Source organism: Streptomyces diastatochromogenes (assembly GCF_002242805.1).
Taxonomy (GTDB): Bacteria; Actinomycetota; Actinomycetes; order Streptomycetales; family Streptomycetaceae; genus Streptomyces; species Streptomyces diastatochromogenes.
Genome location: NZ_MCGQ01000020.1, coordinates 82,270 through 104,999, shown reverse-complemented (window position 1 = coordinate 104,999; position 22,730 = coordinate 82,270). Strand labels below are relative to the sequence as shown.

Genomic DNA, 22,730 nt, shown 5'->3' with positions numbered 1-22,730 from the left:
CGGTGCGCGTGATCGTCAGGACCGTCAGCGAACTGTGCATCACCGTCGGCACCCTGATCGTGCTCTTCGTCGTCTATGTGCTGTTCTGGACCGGCGTGCAGGCCGACGGCGTGATGAGCGACCAGATCGACCAGCTGCACCAGCAGTGGTCGAAGGGGAGCGTCCAGCCCGCCGCGGGGAGCACCGGGGCCTCGGCGGGCGCGGCGAGGCCGGCGGCGTACCACTACGGCAAGCCCTTCGCGATCATGTACATCCCGCGGCTCGGTTCCACGTGGAACAAGCCGGTGCTGGAGGGCACGGGCACCGATGTGCTGAAGAAGGGGCTCGCGCACTACGCCGGGACCGCCCGGCTCGGTGAGCGGGGCAACTTCGCGGTCGCCGGGCACCGGCGCACCTACGGTGACCCCTTCAAGGACTTCCCGCGGCTGCGGCCGGGTGACGCGGTGGTGCTCACGGACGGATCGACCTGGTTCACGTATCGGATCGACAAAGGGCCCTACAAAACCGTGCCGACGGACGTTGAGGTGATCGACCCTGTGCCACGTAAGTCGGGGTACACCCGTCCGGGCCGGTATCTGACGCTGACCACGTGCGATCCGGAGTGGGGGCACAGCCACCGGCTGATCGTCTGGGCGCACCTCGATTCCACACAGCCCGTGGAGTCAGGCGAACCGAGGGCGCTGCGCCGTTAGTCTGGTGCGGGTACGGCGTGAGTCTGGTGCCGTGGTGGAACGGAAGGGACGGCATGTACGGCTGGATCTGGCGGCATCTGCCGGGGAGCGCGTGGGTGAGGGCGCTGATCTCACTCGCGCTGGTCCTGCTGGTGATCTACGTCCTCTTCCAGTACGTCTTCCCCTGGGCCGAACCGCTGCTGCCCTTCAACGATGTGACGGTGGACAACCAGTGAGTGCGCGGATTCTCGTCGTCGACAACTACGACAGCTTCGTCTTCAACCTCGTCCAGTACCTGTACCAGCTGGGTGCCGAGTGCGAGGTGCTGCGCAACGACGAGGTGTCGACGGCACACGCTCAGGACGGCTTCGACGGCGTGCTGCTCTCGCCCGGCCCGGGGACGCCGGAGGAGGCGGGGGTGTGCGTGGACATGGTCCGGCACTGCGCGGCCACCGGGGTGCCGGTCTTCGGCGTCTGCCTGGGTATGCAGTCGATGCAGGTGGCGTACGGCGGTGTGGTGGACCGGGCGCCCGAGCTGCTGCACGGCAAGACCTCGCTGGTGGAGCACGAGGGCAGGGGAGTCTTCGCGGGGCTGCCCACGCCCTTCACCGCGACCCGCTACCACTCGCTGGCCGCCGAGCCGGCGACGGTCCCGGCCGAGCTGGAGGTGACCGCCCGCACCCACGACGGGATCATCATGGGACTGCGGCACCGTGAACTCCCGGTCGAGGGCGTGCAGTTCCACCCCGAGTCGGTGCTGACCGAGCACGGGCACCGGATGCTGGCCAACTGGCTGGTGGAGTGCGGCGACCAGGGTGCCGTGGCGAGGTCTGCGGGGCTCGCCCCGGTGGTGGGCAGGGCCACGGCGTGACCGCGCTGCGCCCGGAGCGCGAGGACTTGTACGGCGAGACACCGTACGAGTCCTACGGCTCCGTGCCGTACGCGGCCGCGGGCGACCCCCCTACGGCGCCGATGCCCCAGGTGCCGATCGACGAGGAGACGGTGGCGCTGCGGATCCCCGATCCGCTGTCGGGCCCGGAGAGCGGGCCCCTGCGCGCCTCTGCGGCCCCATCCGCCTCGTCCGCCACTGGAACCCCACCCGGTGGCCGTGCGGCCCGCAGAAAGGCCGCCAAGCGGCGTGGTGGCCGCCATGGCGGGTCGCGGGGTGTGGCGGCCGGGCCGGACACCTCCGCGGAGTCCGGGCCGCAGCGGCCGCTCTCCCGTGTCGAGGCCCGGCGGCAGGCGCGGCTGCGCAAGCCGAGTCCGGCCGTCGTCGCGAGCCGGGCGATCGGCGAGGTGTTCATCACCACCGGCGTGCTGATGCTGCTGTTCGTCACCTACCAGCTGTGGTGGACCAACGTCCGGGCGCATGCGCAGGCGGGCAGCGAGACGCACCAGCTGCAGGACGACTGGGCCAGCGGCAAGCGCAGCCCCGGGGTGTTCGAGCCGGGGCAGGGCTTCGCGATCCTGCACATTCCCAAGCTGGACGTGGTGGCGCCGATCGCGGAGGGCGTCAGCAACAAGAGGGTGCTCGACAAGGGCATGGTCGGGCACTACGGCGAGGGCGCGCTGAAGACGGCGATGCCGGACGCGAAGACCGGCAACTTCGGGCTGGCCGCGCACCGCAACACCCATGGTGAACCGTTCCGGTACATCAACAAGCTCAGGTCCGGCGACGCGGTCGTGGTCGAGACGCAGGACACGTACTTCGTGTACAAGGTGACTTCGATGCTGCCGGTGACCCCGCCGTCCAACACCAGCGTGCTGAACCCGATCCCGCCGGGCTCCGGATTCACCAAGCCGGGCCGGTACATCACCCTCACCACCTGTACGCCGGAGTTCACCAGCAAGTACCGGTTGATCGTCTGGGGCAAGATGGTCGAGGAACGCCCGCGCAGCAAGGGCAAGCCGGACGCGCTCATCGAGTAAGGCAGAGGGAACAAGTGGCAGCGACCGCCGACGAGACCGAAGAGCACACGGACGCGTCCGACGCGGCGTCCGCCCCGCGCCGCCGGCGCCCCGGCCGGATCGCGATGGCGGTCAGTGTCTTCGGTGAACTCCTGATCACCGCAGGGGTGTTGCTGGGTCTCTTCGTCGTCTACTCCCTCTGGTGGACGAACGTGATAGCGGACCGCAAGGCCGACAAGCAGGCCGACAAGGTCCGCGAGCACTGGGCCCAGGGCACCGACTCGGGCCCCGGCGCGCTGGACACCAAGGACGGCATCGGCTTCCTGCACGTACCGGCGATGCGCAACGGCGAGGTCCTGGTCGAGAAGGGCACGGGCACGGACGTCCTCAACGACGGTGTGGCCGGCTACTACACGGACCCGGACAAGGCCACGCTCCCCATGACCGGCAAGAAGGGCAACTTCACCCTGGCCGCCCACCGCGACGGCCACGGCGCGAAGTTCCACAACATCGACAAGCTGAAGGACGGCGACCCGATCGTCTTCGAGACGAAGGACGACTGGTACGTCTACAAGGTCTACTCGATCCTTCCGGAGACCTCGAAGTACAACGTCAAGGTCATCTCCCAGGTCCCGAAGGAGTCCGGCAAGAAGAAGCCGGGCCACTACATCACGCTGACGACGTGCACGCCGGTCTACACGTCCGAGTACCGGTACGTGGTGTGGGGCGAGTTGGTGCGGGTGGAGAAGGTGAACAGCAAGCGGACTCCGCCGGCGGAGCTGCGCGGCTGACAGGGTCGGTTACCGCAGTACTTTGAGGCGAGCGCCGGCACTCCACGCCTCAAGCTCGTCGCGGTCCACCGTGATGACCCCGCTCAGGTCGGCAATCGCTTGTGCCTCGACGCTGAAGTTGCAAGTGGCGACGAACAACGCGACGTTCACACGGTCTACGGCGCGTGCTGCACCGGCGAACTTCTGCATGTCGGCGCTGGGGACGGTTGCCCGGCCGGCGCGGTTCTTGCACTGTACGGCCAGAGTGCGTCCGTCTGCGGTCCGTCCGGTGACGTCGATCCCGCGGTCGCTGCGGGCCTGTCGTACGACCACGTCCGTGCATCCGTCGCGCCGAAGCAGGTCGGCCACATGGCGTTCGAGGGCCTGCCAGGTCATGCTGCTGAGCGATGCCCTGACCGAGTCGGTCGGGGCATCGCCTTCCAGTGCGCTGAGGCGCCTGTGGTGCCAGCACAGCCTTTGCTCGACGTTCTCGATGTCCTGGCGCAGCGAGATGAGCTCGCGGCGGTGTTCGCTGGAGGACGCGATCAGGGCGTTGAACATCGGTACGACGGTCTTGCCGAGGATGTGGGTGATGCGTTGGTCGATGCGGTCGTCGAGGGAGACGACGTCGGTGTGGACAGAGTTATCCACAGGCTGCGTGCGCGCCAGGTACTCCATGTCCAGGAGGTAGACACGCACCTGACGTGCGACTTCGCTGTCCCGGAGCAGCATGGCGACGTTGAGGACGGCGCGTCGGGGGAAGAGGGCGAGGGACCCGGTGCGGGACTGGATCCCACTGAGTTGCTTGAAGTCACTCAGTTCTGTACCTGCCAGAACTCGGTATCCGTTCGTTTCCAGCTCTGCACGGTGGTCGTGCACGAGGGCGCGGATGGCTTCGACTGTGACGCTGAAGTAGGCCGCCACCATCGCCGTAGTCACATGCATCCCGTCCGGCAGCAGCGACAGCGCCTTCACCCTGTCAAGCACGTCCGTGCGATCCAGGACGCTGTTGCGCAGAGTCTTCGACTCCAATAGCGCCGATTCGTTGATCATGTTCTGCCCCTTTGGTTCGTGTCGTGGCCGGCTGGCCGGGGCAGAGTTCCGAGTCCCCACCCCACCTGGTCAACGACTCGTGGCATGCGAAGACATGATCGGCAGGGGCACTGCAGTGCGATCACGGCGAAGTGCGCGGCTGACTTGTTTCAGACAGCGCTTCTGTCGGATTCTGTTCTGTACATGATCTTGGTGATAGCCTAACCGAGGCCCATTTGGACATGAATGGGACATTCATAACAGAAAAGGATCCGATAGTGCGTAATAAGCGCATAGTATCCGTTCTTTCCGTGCTGTTCTCCCTCTTCGGATTCGCGCTGATCACCGCGCCTTCCGCGAGTGCGGCGGGGTACGGGTGCAGCGGCTCTCTGGTCGACAGCCACCCGATCAGAACGACGGAGAACGTGACGTACGGAAACCTGTACCTGTACTACGACTCCTCGACCGGCTACAACTGCGCCGTCGCGGTCAAGAACAGCGCCGGTGGCGCCGGCACCGCCAGCAAGACCACCGTCTCGATCTACCGCTGTACCGCCGGTGCCTCGACGGGTGACGCGTGCACGACGGACGCCAGCGACAACGACAGCGGCAACTACAGCTCCTACGCCGGCCCGGTGAAGGTGTACGCGCCGAACCGCTGCATCCGGCTCTACGCCAACATCTGGCACCCGACCAACGGGTGGATCGCCTCGTACTGGGGCGGTAACGCGAACCTCGCCGAGCACTGCTGAGCGATAAAAAAGGCGGTGCGGTCGGGCAACCTCCGTTGCCTGACCGCACCGCTCGCGTTTTCGCGACCCTCACCTCACCGGGCGCGGGGCTTTAGCCGGTGGTGCCGCCGAAGATGTTCGTCCCGCCGTTGTTGCCGTTGCCGTTTCCGCCCTGGTCCACCGTGAACAGGGTGACCGTGTCGCCCTGGTTGACGGTGCTGCCCTGGGCCGGGTTGGAGGTGACGACGATGGCGTTGTCGTCCTGGGAGCCCTGGACGTTGACCTGGAGACCCGCCTGCTCGAGCAGCTTGCGGGCGTCCTTGAGCGTGCGGTTCTGCACCGGCGGAACCGTGGTCTGCTGCTGGCCCTGCACCTTGCCGACGTTGATCGCCACCGGCGTGTTCTTGGAGACCTGGCTGCCCGCCGTCGGGTTGGTCGAGAGGACCTTGCCGTCGTCGTCGGGGTTGTTGGTCGCGGTGTCGTTGCAGGTGGGCGCCAGGCCCAGGTTCTGCAGCTCGGCCTTCGCGTCGTCGCAGGACTTGCCGACGACGTCGCTGGGGATGGTGATCTTCTCCTCGGCCTTGGCGACCGTGAGGGTGATCGTGGAGCCCTTCTGGACCTCCGTGCCCAGATCAGGGTCCTGCTTCAGGACGGTGCCCGCCTGCTCGGCGGAGACCTCGTCCTTCCTCTCGACGTTGAACTTGTACTTGTCGCTCTCCAGCAGTGCCTCGGCGTCGTTGAAGCTCTTGCCCAGGACGCTCGGTACCGCGACCTTCGGCGCGCCCGTCGACACGACCAGCGTGATCGTGTCGCCCTTCTTCACGTCCGTGCCCTGCTTGGGGTCCTGGGAGCAGACGTTGCCCTTCGGCTGGTTCGCGCAGGGCTTGCGGGTGGGGTCCGCCAGTTTCAGGTCCGAGTTCTTGGCCATCTGCTGGGCGGTGGTGTAGCTGTTGCCGATGAAGTTCGGGGCCGGGAAGGTCTCGTCGGCCTTGTTTCCGTCGAACGCCCACTTCCCGATCAGGATCGCGCCGATCAGGACCAGGACGGCCGCGACCACGAGGAGGATCGTGGAGGTGTTGTTCTTCTTCTGCTGGCGGCGCCGGTCGGGGCGGTCGTCGTAGCCGTAGCCGCCGTCGTCCGGGTTCATCGGCGGGAGCATGGACGTCGCTCCCGCGTCGGCGCCCGGACGCAGTGCCGTCGTCGGCTGGTCGTCGGGGTAGCCGCCGTAGCCCACCGCGCCCATCGAGGCGGTCGCCGCGACCGGCTGGCCGTCGAGGCAGGCCTCGATGTCGGCGCGCATCTCGTCGGCCGACTGGTAGCGGTAGTTCGGGTCCTTGACCAGCGCCTTCAGGACGATGGCGTCCATCTCGGGGGTGATCTCGGGGTCGAAGACGCTCGGCGCCTGCGGTTCCTCGCGGACGTGCTGGTAGGCCACGGCCACCGGGGAGTCGCCCACGAAGGGGGGCCGCACCGTCAGCAGCTCGTAGAGGAGGCAGCCGGTCGAGTAGAGGTCCGACCGGGCGTCGACCTGCTCGCCCTTGGCCTGCTCCGGGGAGAGGTACTGGGCCGTGCCGATGACCGCCGCGGTCTGCGTCATGGTCATGCCGGAGTCGCCCATGGCCCGGGCGATGCCGAAGTCCATCACCTTGACCTGGCCGTTGCGCGTCAGCATGACGTTCGCCGGCTTGATGTCGCGGTGGACGATGCCGTTGCGGTGGGCGTACTCCAGGCCCTGGAGGATGCCGATGGTCATCTCCATCGCGCGCTCGGGCAGGAGCTTGCGGCCGGAGTGAAGAAGCTCACGGAGCGTGGAGCCGTCGACGTACTCCATCACGATGTACGGGATCGAGACCCCGTCGATGTAGTCCTCGCCCGTGTCGTAGACCGCGACGATCGCGGGATGGTTGAGCGAGGCGGCCGACTGGGCCTCCCGGCGGAACCGGGCCTGGAAGGAAGGGTCGCGCGCGAGGTCCGCGCGCAGCGTCTTCACCGCCACGGTGCGGCCGAGCCGGGTGTCATGCGCGAGGTAGACCTCCGCCATGCCACCACGACCGAGCACCTGGCCCAGCTCGTACCGGCCGCCGAGGCGACGCGGCTCTTCCATAGCTACCTACCAGCCCTCTCCGTCGGTCCCGACCACACCGGTGTGTGGTCCGGCGGTGTGCTGTCCGGGGCATACGCTACCGGGCGGCACGCCTGTGCTTGGCACGGCACCGAAACCTGATACCGGACCGGTATGGCTCATTCGACCGGAGGGCGCCGGCGAAACCCGGCCGCCGATCACATACTGTGTTCCACAGTAGCGTGCAGTAGCGAAACCCCGGTGTGAATCGTTGCGGAGCATGCGGGGAGATTCAGTGGATATCGGCTGATTTCCGATTTCCGAATTCTGCTTGCTTTCTCCGTCGTCGAGATAAGTGGGCGCCGTGCACCGACTGATCGGAATTCTTTATTCCGCATGATCACGGGGTGATTGCGGGGTGATACGGGATGACGAAAGGTGACAGAGAAAGCCCTGCCCCGTGTGGCCACGGGACAGGGCTGGGAAGAGCCGTCGGTCGTGCGTTACGACCCGGTCTTGGTCTTGATGACCGCCTGCATGACGTTCTTCGCGATCGGCGCGGCCAGGCCGCCGCCGGAGATGTCGTCGCGGTTGGCGCTCTCGTCCTCGATGACCACGGCCACGGCGACCGGCGAGCTGCCGTCGCTGAGCCTGGCGTAGGAGATGAACCACGCGTACGGGTTCGCGCTGTTCGCCACACCGTGCTGGGCGGTACCGGTCTTGCCGCCGACGGTGACTCCCCCGCCGATCTGCGCGTTCTTGCCCGTGCCGTCCTTGACGACCGTCTCCATCATCGACTGCAGGATCTGCGCGTTCTTCGGCGACAGCGGCTGGCTCATCTCCTGCGGCTCGGTCTTGGCGATCGGGTCGAGGTTGTACTGCAGCTCGTCGACCATGTACGGCTTCATCAGCTTGCCGTCGTTGGCGACGGCCGAGGCGACCATGGCCATCTGCAGCGGGGTGGCCGCGGTGTTGTACTGGCCGATGGAGGACAGGGCGGTCTGCGACTGGTTCATGCCGTCGGAGAACTGCGAGGCGTTGGAGCGGACCGGGGTGAACTGCTCGGAGTCGAATCCGAACTTCTTCGCCTCGGCGAGCATCTTGTCGTTGCCGAGGTCGGCGCCGATCTTGCCGAAGACGGTGTTGCAGGAGTACTGCAGGGCGACCCGCATGGTCGCGTTCTTGCAGGGGATGCTGCCCTCGTTCTTCAGCTCGCGCGTGGTGCCCGGCATGGTCCACGGCAGCGGCGAGTCGGTTGCCGCGTCGGCCGAGGTGTACTTGCCGTTCTCCAGCGCGGCCGCGGCCGTGACCACCTTGAAGGTGGAGCCCGGCGGGTAGGTCTCGCGCAGCGCCCGGTTCAGCATCGGGTCGGCCGGGTTGTTCTTCTTCTGGAGCTTGGTCCAGTTCTTGGAGTCCACGTCGGTGGAGTTGCCCGCGAAGGACGAGGGGTCGTACGACGGGTAGGAGGCCAGCGCGAGGATCTTGCCGGTGGACGGTTCGAGGGCGACCACGGCGCCCTTGCCGCCCCGGCTCTTCAGGCCGTCGTACGCCGCCTTCTGCGCGGCCGCGTTCAGCGTGGTGACGACGTTGCCGCCCTGCTTCCGCTTGCCCGTGATCATGTCGAGGGTGCTGCGGAAGAAGAGCCGGTCGTCGTTGCCGGTGAGGATGCCGTCGTTGATCTTCTCCAGCTGGCTGCTGTCGAAGGCCTGCGAGGAGTAGCCGGTGACCGGGGCCCACATGGGCCCGTTCTTGTACGTGCGCTTGTACTTGAAGTCGCCGCTCTTGGACTCGACGGACCCGGTTATGGGGTCGCCGTCCACGATGATGTCGCCCCGCGGGTTCGCGTACCGCTCGATGGCGACCCGGCGGTTGTCCTTGTCGGTGCGCAGCGCGTCGGCCTTGACGTACTGGAGCCAGTTGTCGCGGATCAGCAGGGCCATGACGAGGAGGCCGCAGAAGATCGCGATCCGGCGCAGGGGCTTGTTCATGACGGGCGGACCACCTGGGTCATCTCGGCGTCGGGGTTGGCGGCGGGAGTGGGCGCCGGGCGGCGGGCGGTGTCGCTGATGCGGATCAGGATGCCGATCAGCGCCCAGTTGGCGATCACGGAGGAACCGCCGTAGGCGAGGAACGGCATCGTCATACCGGTCAGCGGGATGAGGCCCATCACACCGCCGGCCACGACGAAGACCTGGAGGGCGAAGGCGCCGGACAGGCCGATGGCGAGCAGCTTGCCGAACGGGTCGCGGGCGGCGAGGGCGGTGCGCACGCCGCGCTCCACGATCAGCCCGTAGACCAGCAGGATCGCCATGATGCCGGCCAGGCCCAGCTCCTCGCCGAAGGTGGCGAGGATGAAGTCGGAGTTGGCGGCGAACCGGATCAGCTCGGAGTGGCCCTGGCCCCAGCCGGTGCCGAGGGTGCCGCCGGAGCCGAACGCCCACAGGGCCTGCTGCAGCTGGTCGGAGTGGACTCCGGTGACGCCCGGGGTGCGGCTGAGCACGTACTCGTGCATCGGGTCGAGCCACGCCTGGACACGCACCTGGATGTGCGGCTCGAAGCTCGCCACGCCGACGGCGCCGGCCGCGGACATCAGCAGACCGAAGACGATCCAGCTGGTCCGCTCGGTGGCGACGTACAGCATGATGACGAACATTCCGAAGAACAGCAGCGACGTACCGAGGTCGGTCTCGAAGACCAGGATGAGGATCGAGATCGCCCAGACCACGAGGATCGGGCCGAGGTCGCGGCCGCGCGGCAGGTACAGGCCCATGAAGCGGCGGCTGGCCAGGGCCAGCGCGTCCCGCTTCACCATCAGGTAACCGGCGAAGAAGATCGCGAGCACGATCTTGGCGAACTCACCGGGCTGGATGGTGAAGCTGCCGACCGAGATCCAGATCTTGGCGCCGTAGACGTCGGCACCGAGGCCCGGCACCAGCGGGAGCAGCAGCAGGACCAGCGAGGCCGCCATGGAGATGTACGTGTAGCGCTGCAGCGTGCGGTGGTCCTTGAGGAAGAACAGCACGGCGACGAACAGCCCGATGCCCATCGCGGTGTAGATCAGCTGGTTGGTCGCCTTGCCGCCGGCCACGCCGATGCTCTGCAGCAGTCTGGACTGGTCGAGCCGCCAGATGGCGACCAGGCCCAGCCCGTTGAGCAGGGTGGCCAGCGGCAGCAGCAGCGGGTCGGCGTACGGGGCGAACTTCCGCACCACGAGATGGGCGATGCCGGCCAGCAGGCCGAGACCCAGGCCGTAGCCCAGCAGGCCCGCGGGCACCGCGTCGTTGAGGGCCAGGCCCACGTTGGCGTAGGCGAACACCGGGATGGCCACGGCGAAGATCAGCAGGGCCAGCTCGGTGTTGCGGCGGCTGGGTGCGCCGATCGCGCCGATCGTGGACGTGTGGTGGGTCGGCGTATTCGAAGTACTGCTCATCGTGTGACAGGGCCTCTCACGGCTTTACGGCTTGCCGCACTGATCGACGACCTTCTGCTCATCCTCGGAGAGGCTCGGGCCGGGGTTGGGCGTGGCGGTCGCGGACGGGGTCGGGGAGGACTTGGACGAGGGAGACTTCGTGGAGGCCGACGGGTTCGGCGTCGGTGATGCCTTGGACGTGAAGGCGGTACGGGTGGTTCCCGTGGTGCCTCCGGCCTCGCCCTGGCCCGTCTTGGCGTTCTTCTCGGTCTCCGCGGCCGTGCGTTCCGCCTGCTTCTTGCACGCGGAGGCCTGCACGGACAGTGCCTCGATCTTCGTCTGCGCCTGCTGCAGACCACCTGCGGCGATCGTGTTCTTGACCTGCTTCTGCTGGTACTGCGGCAGGTACTTGAGTTCGATCTCGGGGTGGTCCTTCTCCACCTCCGAGAGCGACACCCAGGCCAGGTCCTGGCTGATGCCGCGGTACAGCGCCACGTGCTCGCCGTTGGTGCCGACGTAGTACTGCGTCTGCGTCCAGCGGAAACCGCCGTACAGACCGCCGCCGATGACCGCGAGGGCGAGTCCGCCGTAGAGGGACCGCTTCAGCCACTTGCGGCTCTTGCGCGGCTTGACGAAGTCCTCGTCGGTGTAGTCGCCGAAGCCGCCGCTCGGGATGTAGCCGGTGGTGTCGCCGGACCCGGGCGGGCCGAACTCGCCGCCGCCCCCGCCGTGGCCCTGGCGGCCGAGGTGGGAGGCGCGGCCGGCCGGGGTTTGCATGATGCCGTTGTCGTGCAGGTGGAGCTGGTTCTCGGCGACGGCGCCGACCACGACCGGGGTGTCGGACAGCTGCCCGGCGAGGGTGTCACCGGTGTCCAGGTCGAGGACGTCGGCGACGATGACGGTGATGTTGTCGGGGCCGCCGCCGCGCAACGCGAGCTGGATCAGCTCCTGCACGGTCTCCTGTGGGCCCTGGTAGCTGGCGAGCGTCTCCTCCATCGTCTGGTGGGAGACGACGCCGGACAGGCCGTCGGAGCAGATCAGATAGCGGTCGCCGGCCCGGACCTCGCGGATCGACAGGTCGGGTTCGACGTGGTCGCCGCTGCCGAGGGCGCGCATCAGCAGCGAGCGCTGCGGGTGGGTGGTGGCCTCTTCCTCGGTGATCCGGCCCTCGTCCACGAGCCGCTGCACCCAGGTGTGGTCCTGTGTGATCTGCGTGAGCACGCCGTCACGCAGCAGATACGCGCGCGAGTCGCCCACGTGCACGAGACCGAGCCGCTGCCCGGTCCACAGCAGGGCGGTCAGGGTGGTGCCCATGCCCTCGAGCTGGGGGTCCTCCTCGACCATGGAGCGCAGCTGGTCGTTGGCGCGCTGCACGGCGGTGCCGAGGGAGGTGAGGATGTCGGAGCCGGGCACGTCGTCGTCGAGCGTGACCAGGGTGGAGATGACCTCGGAGGAGGCGACCTCGCCGGCCGCCTGGCCGCCCATGCCGTCGGCGATGGCGAGCAGGCGCGGACCGGCGTAACCGGAGTCCTCGTTGCCCTCCCGGATCATGCCTTTGTGCGATCCGGCGGCGAAGCGCAGTGACAGACTCATGCGCACCTCGCCCGTCGGCTCCGGGTACAGCCGGTCGTGTCGAGCCACACTGCCCACCCTCCGGTCGGGAGCGCGCCGGAGACCGGGGTGCGGCCTGCCGCTGCGTGCTCGCTCCGCTCGCTCATTGTCGTACTACTTCCGCAGCTCGATGACGGTTTTGCCGATGCGGATCGGCGCGCCCAGCGGGATCGGTGTGGGAGTCGTCAGCCGGGAACGGTCCAGGTAGGTGCCGTTGGTGGAGCCGAGATCCTCGACGATCCACTGGCCGTCGCGGTCCGGGTAGATCCTGGCATGGCGGCTGGAGGCGTAGTCGTCGTCCAGCACGATCGTGGAGTCGTGCGCCCGGCCCAGGGTGATGGTCTGGCCCTGCAGCGCGACGGTGGTGCCGGTCAGTGTGCCTTCGCTCACAACCAGCTTCGTAGGGGCGTTGCGGCCGCGTCGGCCGCCGCCGCCCTGCTGGGCGCGCTGCTGCGGCGGCGCGGCCTGCTGCCGGGCCGCCTGCTGCGGACGCGCGGCCTCTCTGCGCGACCCGCGCTGGGTGACACGCGTACCGAACAGGTCGCTCCGGATGACCTGCACGGCCACGATCACGAACAGCCACAGTACGGCCAGGAAACCCAGCCGCATGACCGTGAGGGTCAGCTCTGACATTGCCCCCGCTTCACCCTTCGGCTTGCCGGTAAATGATGGTGGTGCTGCCCACGACGATCCGCGAGCCGTCGCGGAGCGTAGCGCGGGTGGTGTGTTGCCCGTCCACCACGATGCCGTTGGTGGAGCCGAGATCCTGGATCGTCGAGGGCGTTCCGGTCCGGATCTCACAGTGCCGGCGGGAGACGCCGGGGTCGTCGATCCGCACGTCGGCGTCGGTGCTGCGGCCCATCACCAGCGTCGCGCGGGAGATCTGGTGGCGGGTGCCGTTGATCTCGATCCAGTAGCGGGTGCGCCCGCCGCTCGCCGGGGCGGCCGCGGGCCGCTGCGGGGCGGGCTGGGGGTAGCCGTAGCCGCCGCCGGGGCGGGCGCCGGGCGGCGGCGCGGACGGCATCGGAGGCGCTCCGGCGGGAGCGGCGGGCGGGTAGCCGTAGCCGCCCGGGGCGCCCTGGCCGGGGCGGCCGGCCGGGGCCGCGGGGGCCGCGCCCTGCTGGCTGGCGGAGGAGGCGAGGGTGCGCGAGCGCACCCGGTACAGACCGGTGTCGAGGTCCTCCGCCTTCTCCAGGTTGACCTTGATCGGGCCCATGAAGGTGTAGCGCTGCTGCTTGGCGTAGTCGCGCACCATGCCGGCCAGCTCGTCGCCGAGCTGCCCGGAGTAGGGGCTGAGGCGCTCGAAGTCGGGGGCGCTCAGCTCCACGATGAAGTCGTTGGGGACCACGGTGCGGTCCCGGTTCCAGATGGTGGCGTTGTTGTCGCACTCCCGCTGGAGCGCACCGGCGATCTCCACCGGCTGGACCTCGGACTTGAAGACCTTGGCGAAGGTGCCGTTGACCAGACCTTCGAGACGCTGCTCGAACTTCTTCAGGACTCCCATAGGGCACCTCCTCCGTCGCTGACGCTGCTTCCTTGCCCTGCTCTGTGCCGCTGTCCTGCCCGGTACTGCTCGCTGATCGTATCTACGCGAACCGGCAATCAGCCGGTTCCCCCAGCGGCTCCCCTTCGAACTCCTTCTGGCAAGGATCGTAGAGGGGGGCACTCACCAGTGTCCCGCACCCGGCTGTGGTCCCGGTCCGCCTCCTGGGGAGATGGGCTGGACCGGTACGAGGTTGATACGGAGCGGAGGGGGCCTGGGGGCAGGTAAGGGATGTGAACCCACCCCGTACGACGTGCTAATGTTCTCGATGTCGGAAGGGGCCAGCCCAGAAGGGCCGGAAGCGGAAGACACACCCAATGCGCGGGTGGCGGAATAGGCAGACGCGCTGGATTCAGGTTCCAGTGCCCGCAAGGGCGTGGGGGTTCAACTCCCCCCTCGCGCACACAGAGGCTACGGGCCCATCGTGAAGACGATGGGCCCGTAGCCGTTTTGGTGTCCTGGTTTTGTGAGGGATCGCACAGCCTGGGGACGGATGCGGGAGACCTCGCCGGTGAGCTAGCTCACGGACGGGGTCTACGGCTTTTCTGCAAGTGATGCCGTGCTGTTACCCGGGGGGTGTTCCCCGGCACGGTGATTCCGCGTCAGAGCGGTCCGAGGACGATTCCTGGTGCGCGAGGGTGGCAAAGCTTCGGTGCCCGCTCGTCCACTGGTCGGTGACGCCGAGTGCAAGGTCCTCGGCGACTCTGTGGAGCGCTCGTCGTCCGAGCCGTGCCCAGGGAAAGAGCGGACCGCTCCGGCCGTGCCGGTCCTCGAACCGGGCGATGCACAGTTCTTCGACGTCGTGGGGGTCGACTTCGACGACGAGGCGCCCGGTGGGGGCGATGAGCCCGCCGCAGCGGCGCAGCAGGCTGTGGGGGTCGCCTCCGATGCCGATGTTCCCGTCGATGAGCAGAAGGGTCTGCCAGCCTCTCTCGGCGGGCAGCCGGTCGAAGACCGATCGGCAGAGTGCGAGCCCGCCCAGGGCGGTGGTCAGCGCGACCGCGCGAGGTGCGATGTCGACCCCGAGGGCGAAGACTCCCCGGCTCTGGAGTGCCCTGCACATGCGGCCCGGGCCGCAGCCGACATCGAGGACAGGGCCGGCACAGCGTTCCAGCACGGTCTTGTCGGCCACCGTGGGCTGATCGTGCCACCGGTGCACCGGCATCCGGATGCGGCGCCCGTCGACCAGCCGTAAATACACCGGTCCACGGCCGAATCGCAGGGCCAGCGCGTAGGGATCCTCGTCGGCGTCGTACAGCTCGTCCTCGTCCTCGTCCGTTGTCACAGTGCGGCGCCATGACCTGAGGCGGGCCGGCTCTCGTCGCCGCGGTGAACCCACTCGGTGTTGTTCACACGGGGGTTGGCCGGGACGATGACGCGGGCCGGACGACCGTGGTCGAGGTCGGTGCGCAGCTCGGCGCCAAGGCTGCGCGAGCGCAGGGCCCGTGAGGCCGAACCCGACGGCTCTTCGTCACTTGCCATCGACCGTCTCCTCCGGTCTTCGAACCGTGCTCGCAAAAGAACGGCCCATGCCTCGGACCATGCCGGGATACTTACAAGCTGACACAGGTCAGGTGCGCTGTCCGGGGCTGAGGTGCAAGCGGGTGGCTGCCGCGAGCCGTACGGTCGAACCGCTGCGAAGCGCCGGTATGTGAGTCGTCATCCGGTATGGGCGGTGTCTGGGCAGAACACCGGAACGCGCTGGACGACGTTGTTGGCGAAGCCGCCTTGGTTCCATGGCTGTTCCAGTGGCTGGGTGTTCGCCGCCCCGTCCGTGGCGCGGACGCTCAGGACGTGGTCGCCGGGGACGGCGGACCACAGGAAGGACCACCGGCGCCAGGCCCAGCGGTGGCCACGATCCGGTTCCAGCTCGGCCGGCTGCCAGGTCGCTCCGCCATCCGTACTGACCCGCACCGATGTCACCGGGGCGCATCCCGACCACGCCCGTCCTTCGAGGAGGACCGGGCCCGGCGCGACCACCCGCGTGCGGGACATGAAGTCGGGGAAGCCGGGCGGTATCACGAGGGCCCGGGGAGCGATACGGGTGACCGGCTCTCCCGTCTCCTCGGGCTTCCGCCTGATCCGGTACGTGACGGCTTGCTGGAAACCGGTGAAGGGGGTGTCGATGACGGTGATGCCGCGCAGCCATTTCACCTGGGCCATCCCGTACCAGCCGGGCACCACCAGGCGCAGCGGCCTGCCGTGCTGGGGCGGCAGGGGGGCGCCGTCCATGGCGTAGGCCACGAGCACCTCGGGCTCCTCGCACGTTGCGATGTCGATGGGGAGACTGCGCTCGTAGTCCTGCTCCACACCGCGCTCCACACCGTGATCGGCGCCGGTGAACACCACGTCGACCGCGTCGGACGCGACACCGGCCTCGGCGAGGAGCAGACGCAGGGGCACTCCCGTCCACTCCGCCGTGCCCACCGCTTCGACCAGCCACGGCTGGCTCACCGGCCTCGGCGACAGCAGGGCCCTGCCGTTGCCGGCGCACTCCAGGGTCACGCGTGTCGTGACCGCCGGACGAGTGCGCAGCTCCGCGGTCGAGAGGCTCAGCACGCGCCGCACGCGTCCGCTCACTGTGAGCCGCCACGCGGCTTCGTCCGGGACGAGGGGGATGTCGTAGTGCGTCAGGACGTAGTGAAGGCCCGGCGGGGTCACGTCGTAGCGCATGGCTTCCAACGGCAGACCGTGATTCCGGGCGGCCAGCGCCAGCTCGTCCTGTCCCAGTCCCTCGCCCGTCGCGGCCAGGCGGGCGGGGGTGCTCACGTCGGTGAGTCGACGCCCCATGCTCTGATTATTCGCTCGCGCCACCGTTCGTGCAGCGCGGAGCGCGCCGCGACCGGCGCAGTGACGAGCCCCTGCTTCCGACCGACGCGGATACCGCGGCCGCCACCGGCCTACCGGTGTTCGGGGTTCTCGTAGTCGCGGCGGCAGCCGGCGTCCCAGGCGGTGCGCTGGTTGCCGTAGGCGGGGATGCCGCCGAGATCCTTCAACGCCCGGGCCAGGTGCAGCAGGTTCCAGGTCATGAAGGTGGTGTTGCGGTTGGTGAAGTCGTTCTCCGGACCGCCCGAGCCGGGATCGAGGTACGAGGGGCCGGGACCCGCCTCGCCGATCCAACCGGCGTCCGCCTGGGGAGGGATGGTGTAGCCCAGGTGCTGCAGGCTGTAGAGCACGTTCATGGCGCAGTGCTTGACGCCGTCCTCGTTACCGGTGATCAGGCAGCCGCCGACGCGGCCGTAATAGGCGTACTGACCGGCTTCGTTGAGCAGGCTGGAGCAGGCGTAGAGGCGTTCGATCACCTGCTTCGTCACGGAGCTGTTGTCGCCCAGCCAGATGGGGCCTGCCAGCACGAGGATGTCGGCCGCCAGGACCTGCTGGTAGAGGTCGGGCCAGGCGTCCGTCGCCCAGCCGTGCTCTCTCATGTCGGGCCACACGCCGGTGGCGATGTCGTGGTCCACCGCCCGTACGACATCGACCCGTACTCCCTGCGCGTCCATGACGGCGGTGCTCCGGTCGATCAGCCCCTGGGTGTTGCTGATCTCCGGCGAGCGCTTGAGGGTGCAGTTGATCACCAGGGCACGCAGGTCGTCGTAGCGGGCCGGCGGTGTGTCGGTGGCGGGCGTCGAAGCGGTCACACGGTCCTCCCAGAACCCTCTGCGCAGCACGATGCTCGGCGGCGCTCGTCCACATCCGGCTCCAGCCTGCGGGCAGCCCGCGGCAGCCGCCACCGCAGTGCCGCCGAACGGCCTCGGCACGCTTGAGGCATCGGTATCCGCACGGCCGCCTCGGTCGGCGGCCTGTGAGTGGCCGGGGTCGGTGGGCGTGCCTACGTTCGTCTCATGGGCAGAGAAGGCGCGAGCGAGTCGCGGGACACGGCAGCGGTGGAGGACGTCGCACACCTGTTGGTGCGTTGTCTGCGGGCCGAGGGTGTGGAGTACGTCTTCGGGATTCCGGGCGAGGAGAACATCCGGTTCGTCGACGCGCTGAACGGCTCCGGGATCCGGTACATCCTGGTGCGCCATGAGCAGGCCGCCTCGTTCATGGCGGAGATCTACGGCCGGCTGACCGGGCGGGCAGGGGTGTGTTCGGCCACGCTGGGGCCCGGCGCGATCAATCTGCTGCTCGGCACCGCGGACGCGATGACCAACAGCTCCCCGATGGTGGCCCTGGCCGCCCAGGGCTCCCTGCGGCGCATCCACAAGGAGTCGCACCAGGTCATCGACCTGGTGTCGATGTTCGCTCCCGTCACCCAGTGGTCGGCCCGCATCGAGTGTCCCGACGCGGTGCCGGAGATGACGCGCAAGGCGTTCAAGACCGCGCAGAGCGAGCGGCCCGGAGCCGTGTTCCTGGCGGTGCCGGAAGACATCGAAGCGGAGCGTCCCGCCGAGCCGCTGGCACCCCTGCAGATCGACGCGGTGCACACTGACGCACCCTCGCCCTCCCAGATCGCACGTGCGGTGGAGGTGCTCACCGCTGCCCGGCACCCGGTCGTGCTGGCAGGCCACGGCGCTGCCAGAGCCGGAGCCACAGCCGCCCTCGTACGGTTCGCCGAGCGGCTGAACATCCCGGTCGCGACCACCTTCCACGGCAAGGGCGTCTTCCCCGACGACCACCCCAACGCCCTCGGCGCGGTCGGCTTCATGCGCCACGACTACAGCAACTTCGGCTTCGACACCGCCGACGTGCTGATCTGCGTGGGCTACGAGATCCAGGAGTTCGACCCGGTCAAGATCAACCCGAACGGCGACAAGCGGATCGTGCACGTGCACCGTTTCCCCGCCGAGGTGGACGCCCATTATCCGGTCGCGGTGGGCGTCGAGGGCGACCCCTCACAAGCGCTGGACGCACTCGCGGCAGCACTGCCCGATGAACTCACCTACGACTTCGGGAGCAACGAGAAGATCCGGACGCTGCTCGACGAAGAGCTCCGGTACGGGCGCGACAACGAGGCATTCCCGCTGGTGCCGCAGCGCGTCGTGGCCGACGTACGCACCGCGCTGGACCGCCGCGACATCGTGCTCGCCGACACCGGCGCCGGGAAAATGTGGATGTCCCGCCTCTACCCGACCTATGAGCCGGACACGTGCCTGGTCTCCAACGGCTTGTCGACCATGGGGTTCGCGCTGCCGGGCGCGATCGCCGCGAAGCTGGCACGGCCGGACCGGCGCGTGCTGGCGATGATGGGCGACGGCTCGTTCCTGATGAACTCCCAGGAACTGGAGACCGCCGTCCGCGAACACATCCCGCTGGTCGTCCTGGTCCTGGTCGACGAGGAATACGGCCTGATCACCTGGAAGATGGAACTCGAGATCGGCCGCCACAGCCATACCCGCTTCACCAACCCGGACCTGGTCGCCTACGCCGAGAGCTTCGGCGCCCGCGGCTACGCGATCGAAGCCGCCGGCCAACTCCTGCCCGTGCTGCGCCGCGCCCTCGACGACGACACGGTCTCCGTGATCGCCTGCCCCGTCGACTACTCGGAGAACCTGCGTCTGACCGACCGCCTCGGAAGTCTCCACGGCCCGTTCTGAGCCGGCAGACCAGGACTCGACACAGGACCACCCGGCCGATTTCCTCCGGCGCGGCAGGCGCCCTTGGCGGCTGACGGAAGGTCTGGGGGGTCAGCCGAGGGTGACGACCATCTTGCCGAGGGCTTCTCCGGCCTCCATGACCCGGTGGGCTTCGACGATCTCGTCGAACCGGAAGACCCGGGTGGGACGGGCCCGGAGGACACCGGCTGCGACCTTGGCGTAGATCTCGTCCAACGGTACGTCGGTGAGCGGGAACGCCGGGGTGCCCAGGACGAAGGCGCTGCCGAAGAAGCTGAGCCGGACCGCGCTGGGGAGATCGGTGATCGGGTCGAAGTCCCGCACCGGGTCGAAGCCGCCCAGAAAGCCGAGCTGGCACACCCGGCCGCGGGGTCGGACCAGGGCCAGCGAGTCGCGCAGGACGCTGTTGCCGACGACGTCGAACACCGCGTCGACGCTGACCTCCCGCTCCCGGACCTGGGCGGCGAGCGCGCCGTCGTCGATGAGCACGTCGGTGGCCCCGAGCTCCTTCAGCAGCGGTACGTGCGCCGGGTTCCGGGTCGTGGCGAGCACGTTCGCGCCATGGTCGGCCGCGAGATTGACGGCGGCCTGGCCGAGCGAGGATGTCGCTCCCCGCACCACGACCGTCTCGCCCGGCCGCAGGTCCAGATTGCCGAACAGGCCGCTCCATGCCGTCGCGTACACCTCGGGAACCGCGGCCAGGTCGGCCCAGTCCAGCGACGAGCGCACGGCCACCACGTTGGTCGCCGGCACGGTCACCAGTTCCGCGTAGCTGCCGTTGCGGGTCCGGCCCATGCCGCCGAGGATCGCCACCACCGGTGTCCCGACGGGGAGTCCGCCGGACGGGTCGGCCGCGACCACCCCGGCGCACTCGATCCCGGGGACGGCCGCCACCTTCCCCCAGGCTCCGCCGCGCATGTACGCCTCGGCGTGGTTGAGGCCGAACGCCTTGACCCGGATCAGCACTTCGCCGTCGGCGGGCACCGGGTCGGGCAGTTCGGTGAGGGTGAGCACCTCGGGGCCGCCGTGGGCGGAGATGACGATGGCCTTCATGCCGTGACTCCATTCTTGAGCGTACGTTCAACTATTGGGGCGAAAAAGAGGGCCACCCCGTACGGTGGCCCGTGTGGCCGGCGGTCAGCCGAGAGCGGCGAAGGCGTTGTCGACGATCGCCCGCAGGAGCGTCTCGTCGGGATTCGCCTTTCCGACCACCATCAGCCCCTGGCATGTCGCGACCAGCAGCTTGGCGCTGCCGGTGCAGTCCAGTGAGGCGCGCACCTGGCCCCTGCGAGTCGCGTTCTCGAGCGCGTGGGTCATGCACCGTTCGAGCCGGGCCAGGTGGCCGCGTACGACGGCCGCCGCCTCGTCGTCCTCGGCGGCCTTCTCGATCGCCGTGTTGACGAGCAGGCAGCCTTGCCGGCCCTCGGGGCTGAGCAGGTCGCGCACCAACCCGTCGAAGTAGCCGCGGATCTCGGCCACGGACGCGTCCGAAGCCTCCAGCGCACCCAGCTTCTCGGGGACCACCAGCCTGGAGTAACGCTCCAGCGACTTCAGGAACAGTGCGTGCTTGCCGCCGGGGAAGGCGCTGTAGAGGCTGCCGGGCTTCACCCCGGTCGCCTTCACCAGATCCTCGATGGACGTCGCCCGGTACCCGCGCTCCCAGAACCGCAGCATGGCCACGTTCAGGACGGTGTCGGGCTCGAACTCTCGAGGTCTGGGCATGGGGCAAACGTATATGAGCGACCATTCAAGAACAACCTCTGGCTTTGACCTGCTCGGAGCGGTGGCGACGGGTCGCCGGTTGGAGGTGCCGCACACCCCCATTGGGGTGATGTTGGACCAGTCACGGATCGGCTGCCGCGTGAAGTTCATCGTCGCAGGTCAAGGGCGCACTGACGGAGTGATGTGCGCCGTCGTGCCCGGGGATTTCGTGGGAACCGAGTGTTTAGCTAGACCTAAAGGTGGCATCCTTGGGGCAGCGGCAACATCCGCTGCCGTCACCTGAGTTGGGGGTCATGCCATGAGCTTCTTCGCTCGCAGTGAGAGTAACGCCGAGTTAGCCGGTGCTCAGTTGGCGCGGCAGGCGACAGCTTCTCTCGCGGGCTTGTTGGCGGGACTGGGAAAGACACGTGCGGACCTTGCCAAGGCCATGGGTGTCAGCCCTGGTCGGGTCAGTCAGATCATGTCGGGTGACGCGAACCTGACGGTGCGTACGTTGGCCGCGGCCGCGGAAGCTCTGGGCGCTGACGTCGAGATCAGGTTTTCTCCCCGCCGCCCACACACCGCCGAGGCGCCGTCCGCGAGCAGCGGAGAGTCATCGCCTTTGCGTGAGGTCGGCTCCCGCCACTAGGGGCGGTTGCGGCGGAGGCTGAACCGTCGCCGCTGCTCAGGCAGCGCGGAACTGTGGAAGGCATCGTTGGACAGTGCCTTGGTGCGCAGTGCCTCAAGGTCGGCGTGTTCCGTGCGGCGGCCGTGCACGTAGGCGTACAGCAACAGGTCTCCGCAGCGGTTGAGAGCTTCACCGACAGCGCTGCGGCACTGATAGACCTCTTCGTCGGTCGGATCCCGCATCCAGGCGATGTGGATGTCACGGCGGGCCTCATCGGTCTTCGTCTGCACCTCAAGCGCGTTGATCATGGCCTTGTCGGCAGCGTCGAAGAGGTTGGTGACCGCTTTGGCGAGCGGGGGATGCCGGTCCACCAGGTAGTTCCTGAGTTCGTGTACGAACACACGGAGCTGCGTCGACTTCTCGAAGCCGTCCATGAACCGGTCGCACCAGCGGCGAGCATCCAGCTGCATGCGGTACTCGAGTCGTTCCCTGAACCAGGCAATGCCCAGTGTCATGAACTTGACGTAGGGCTGAGTCGTCTCGTCCTGTCTCTTGCGCGGCATGGCCGTGACACCGGTGGCCAGGCCCGCGGCGACCGGAGGCAGCTTCGCCAGGTGCGGAAGCGCCAGCCCGGCGGCGATCCCGACTGCGCCGGTCAGAGCGAGAACCAGCAGCGTCAGGCCGGCGGACCTCCAGCTGCCCAGCAGCCTGCCCTTGCCGGCGGAATGGCGGGCTAAGCCGATCCACGCAAGGCCGGCGCTGAGCGCGGCCGGTAACGCGTATCCGGCGAGCCAGCTGTGGTGGTACCAGGTCATGAACGGCCCCAAGTCGTGCATGGACAGGTAGGACCGTCGCAGGCGAGCAGAGGGCGAGCCGGGCTCCCCCTCGGCGTATGCGCCCAGCCCTCTCGCTCCAGGCCTAAAGCGAGAGGGCTGCCGCGAGTACCGCAGATGATGTCACCTGGCGTTCCCTCGCGGCATTACTTTGCGCAACGTGTGGCCACCGGCTGCGGTGATCCAGCCACTCTCTGCCCCGCACCTCGGCGGGAAGCCACGATCGCCGGGCCGGTGACGTGCGGGGAAGCAGGTCCGACCGGCTGGGGTCACGCCGCC

The 22,730-nt window shown here is 68.4% G+C and carries 22 protein-coding genes and 1 tRNA gene; 9 read left to right on the top strand and 14 right to left on the bottom strand.

Features of this window, described 5'->3' with window-relative positions; all coding sequences use genetic code 11:
• Positions 1–2 precede the first annotated feature (2 nt).
• Genes BEK98_RS23470 through BEK98_RS23450 form a run of 5 tightly spaced genes read left to right on the top strand, consistent with a single transcriptional unit; the run spans position 3 to position 3,370 of the window.
• Positions 3–692 carry a class E sortase gene (locus BEK98_RS23470; protein WP_094218625.1) on the top strand — a complete coding sequence of 230 codons (690 nt, stop codon included), beginning with the start codon at positions 3–5 and terminating at the stop codon, positions 690–692.
• 17 nt (positions 693–709) lie between these two features.
• Entirely contained in the window at positions 710–907 is a 198-nt protein-coding gene (locus BEK98_RS23465) for a hypothetical protein (protein WP_167444239.1), read from the top strand.
• Entirely contained in the window at positions 904–1,542 is a 639-nt protein-coding gene (locus tag BEK98_RS23460) for an aminodeoxychorismate/anthranilate synthase component II (protein WP_094218623.1), read from the top strand. The genes BEK98_RS23465 and BEK98_RS23460 overlap by 4 nt, the downstream gene beginning before the upstream one ends.
• The gene (locus BEK98_RS23455; protein ID WP_094218622.1) at positions 1,539–2,600 is read left to right on the top strand and encodes a class E sortase; all 1,062 of its coding nucleotides are present in this window, start codon (positions 1,539–1,541) and stop codon (positions 2,598–2,600) included. The genes BEK98_RS23460 and BEK98_RS23455 overlap by 4 nt, the downstream gene beginning before the upstream one ends.
• A gap of 14 nt (positions 2,601–2,614) precedes the next feature.
• The gene (locus tag BEK98_RS23450; protein WP_094218621.1) at positions 2,615–3,370 is read left to right on the top strand and encodes a class E sortase; all 756 of its coding nucleotides are present in this window, start codon (positions 2,615–2,617) and stop codon (positions 3,368–3,370) included.
• A gap of 9 nt (positions 3,371–3,379) precedes the next feature.
• Here the strand turns inward: BEK98_RS23450 and BEK98_RS23445 are convergent, their stop codons facing one another.
• On the bottom strand, positions 3,380–4,402 hold the full coding sequence (locus tag BEK98_RS23445) for a restriction endonuclease (protein WP_094218620.1): 1,023 nt from the start codon (positions 4,400–4,402) through the stop codon (positions 3,380–3,382).
• 290 nt (positions 4,403–4,692) lie between these two features.
• Here BEK98_RS23445 and BEK98_RS23440 point away from each other — a divergent pair, with 290 nt between their 5' ends.
• Positions 4,693–5,133, top strand: coding sequence for a hypothetical protein (locus BEK98_RS23440; protein ID WP_094218619.1), 441 nt, complete (start codon positions 4,693–4,695; stop codon positions 5,131–5,133).
• 91 nt (positions 5,134–5,224) lie between these two features.
• Here the strand turns inward: BEK98_RS23440 and pknB are convergent, their stop codons facing one another.
• The 6 genes from pknB to BEK98_RS23410 form a co-directional block, all read right to left on the bottom strand.
• Positions 5,225–7,216: a Stk1 family PASTA domain-containing Ser/Thr kinase gene (gene pknB, locus BEK98_RS23435; protein ID WP_094218618.1), complete on the bottom strand. Its 1,992-nt coding sequence runs from the start codon at positions 7,214–7,216 to the stop codon at positions 5,225–5,227.
• 461 nt (positions 7,217–7,677) lie between these two features.
• Complete coding sequence (locus tag BEK98_RS23430; protein ID WP_094218617.1) at positions 7,678–9,162, bottom strand: peptidoglycan D,D-transpeptidase FtsI family protein; 1,485 nt, start codon at positions 9,160–9,162, stop codon at positions 7,678–7,680.
• Positions 9,159–10,604 (bottom strand): FtsW/RodA/SpoVE family cell cycle protein, encoded by a 1,446-nt coding sequence (locus tag BEK98_RS23425; RefSeq protein ID WP_094218616.1) that lies wholly within the window; start codon positions 10,602–10,604, stop codon positions 9,159–9,161. The genes BEK98_RS23430 and BEK98_RS23425 overlap by 4 nt, the downstream gene beginning before the upstream one ends.
• 24 nt (positions 10,605–10,628) lie before the next feature.
• Complete coding sequence (locus BEK98_RS23420; RefSeq protein WP_208643215.1) at positions 10,629–12,176, bottom strand: Stp1/IreP family PP2C-type Ser/Thr phosphatase; 1,548 nt, start codon at positions 12,174–12,176, stop codon at positions 10,629–10,631.
• Between the two features lie 132 nt (positions 12,177–12,308).
• The gene (locus BEK98_RS23415; RefSeq protein WP_094218614.1) at positions 12,309–12,827 is read right to left on the bottom strand and encodes an FHA domain-containing protein FhaB/FipA; all 519 of its coding nucleotides are present in this window, start codon (positions 12,825–12,827) and stop codon (positions 12,309–12,311) included.
• A gap of 10 nt (positions 12,828–12,837) precedes the next feature.
• The gene (locus tag BEK98_RS23410) at positions 12,838–13,698 is read right to left on the bottom strand and encodes an FhaA domain-containing protein (RefSeq protein ID WP_094218613.1); all 861 of its coding nucleotides are present in this window, start codon (positions 13,696–13,698) and stop codon (positions 12,838–12,840) included.
• A 358-nt stretch (positions 13,699–14,056) separates the two neighbouring features.
• Between BEK98_RS23410 and BEK98_RS23405 the strand changes: the two genes are divergently transcribed.
• Positions 14,057–14,140 (top strand) — tRNA-Leu (locus BEK98_RS23405).
• Positions 14,141–14,302: 162 nt separating this feature from the next.
• Here BEK98_RS23405 and BEK98_RS23400 read toward each other — a convergent pair.
• The 4 genes from BEK98_RS23400 to BEK98_RS23385 all read right to left on the bottom strand — a co-directional run bounded on the left by BEK98_RS23400 (position 14,303) and on the right by BEK98_RS23385 (position 17,375).
• Positions 14,303–15,022 (bottom strand): class I SAM-dependent methyltransferase, encoded by a 720-nt coding sequence (locus tag BEK98_RS23400; RefSeq protein ID WP_094218612.1) that lies wholly within the window; start codon positions 15,020–15,022, stop codon positions 14,303–14,305.
• Entirely contained in the window at positions 15,019–15,219 is a 201-nt protein-coding gene (locus tag BEK98_RS23395) for a hypothetical protein (protein WP_094218611.1), read from the bottom strand. The genes BEK98_RS23400 and BEK98_RS23395 overlap by 4 nt, the downstream gene beginning before the upstream one ends.
• 177 nt (positions 15,220–15,396) lie before the next feature.
• Positions 15,397–16,527: a sulfite oxidase gene (locus BEK98_RS23390; RefSeq protein ID WP_094218610.1), complete on the bottom strand. Its 1,131-nt coding sequence runs from the start codon at positions 16,525–16,527 to the stop codon at positions 15,397–15,399.
• 110 nt (positions 16,528–16,637) lie between these two features.
• Positions 16,638–17,375, bottom strand: a complete 738-nt coding sequence (locus BEK98_RS23385; RefSeq protein ID WP_094218888.1) for a flavodoxin family protein — start codon at positions 17,373–17,375, stop codon at positions 16,638–16,640.
• Between the two features lie 204 nt (positions 17,376–17,579).
• On the opposite strand from BEK98_RS23385, the gene BEK98_RS23380 reads away from it, so the two are divergent.
• Positions 17,580–19,271 carry an acetolactate synthase large subunit gene (locus tag BEK98_RS23380; RefSeq protein ID WP_094218609.1) on the top strand — a complete coding sequence of 564 codons (1,692 nt, stop codon included), beginning with the start codon at positions 17,580–17,582 and terminating at the stop codon, positions 19,269–19,271.
• A 90-nt stretch (positions 19,272–19,361) separates the two neighbouring features.
• Here BEK98_RS23380 and BEK98_RS23375 read toward each other — a convergent pair whose 3' ends face one another.
• Positions 19,362–20,342, bottom strand: coding sequence for a zinc-binding dehydrogenase (locus tag BEK98_RS23375; RefSeq protein WP_094218608.1), 981 nt, complete (start codon positions 20,340–20,342; stop codon positions 19,362–19,364).
• An 84-nt stretch (positions 20,343–20,426) separates the two neighbouring features.
• A complete protein-coding gene (locus tag BEK98_RS23370) occupies positions 20,427–21,011 on the bottom strand; it encodes a TetR/AcrR family transcriptional regulator (RefSeq protein ID WP_167444242.1) in 585 nt (194 codons plus the stop codon).
• 298 nt (positions 21,012–21,309) lie between these two features.
• Between BEK98_RS23370 and BEK98_RS23365 the strand changes: the two genes are divergently transcribed.
• Positions 21,310–21,639: a helix-turn-helix domain-containing protein gene (locus BEK98_RS23365; protein ID WP_094218606.1), complete on the top strand. Its 330-nt coding sequence runs from the start codon at positions 21,310–21,312 to the stop codon at positions 21,637–21,639.
• Here the strand turns inward: BEK98_RS23365 and BEK98_RS23360 are convergent.
• Positions 21,636–22,433: a hypothetical protein gene (locus BEK98_RS23360; protein WP_094218605.1), complete on the bottom strand. Its 798-nt coding sequence runs from the start codon at positions 22,431–22,433 to the stop codon at positions 21,636–21,638. The genes BEK98_RS23365 and BEK98_RS23360 overlap by 4 nt on opposite strands.
• Positions 22,434–22,730: the final 297 nt, after the last annotated feature.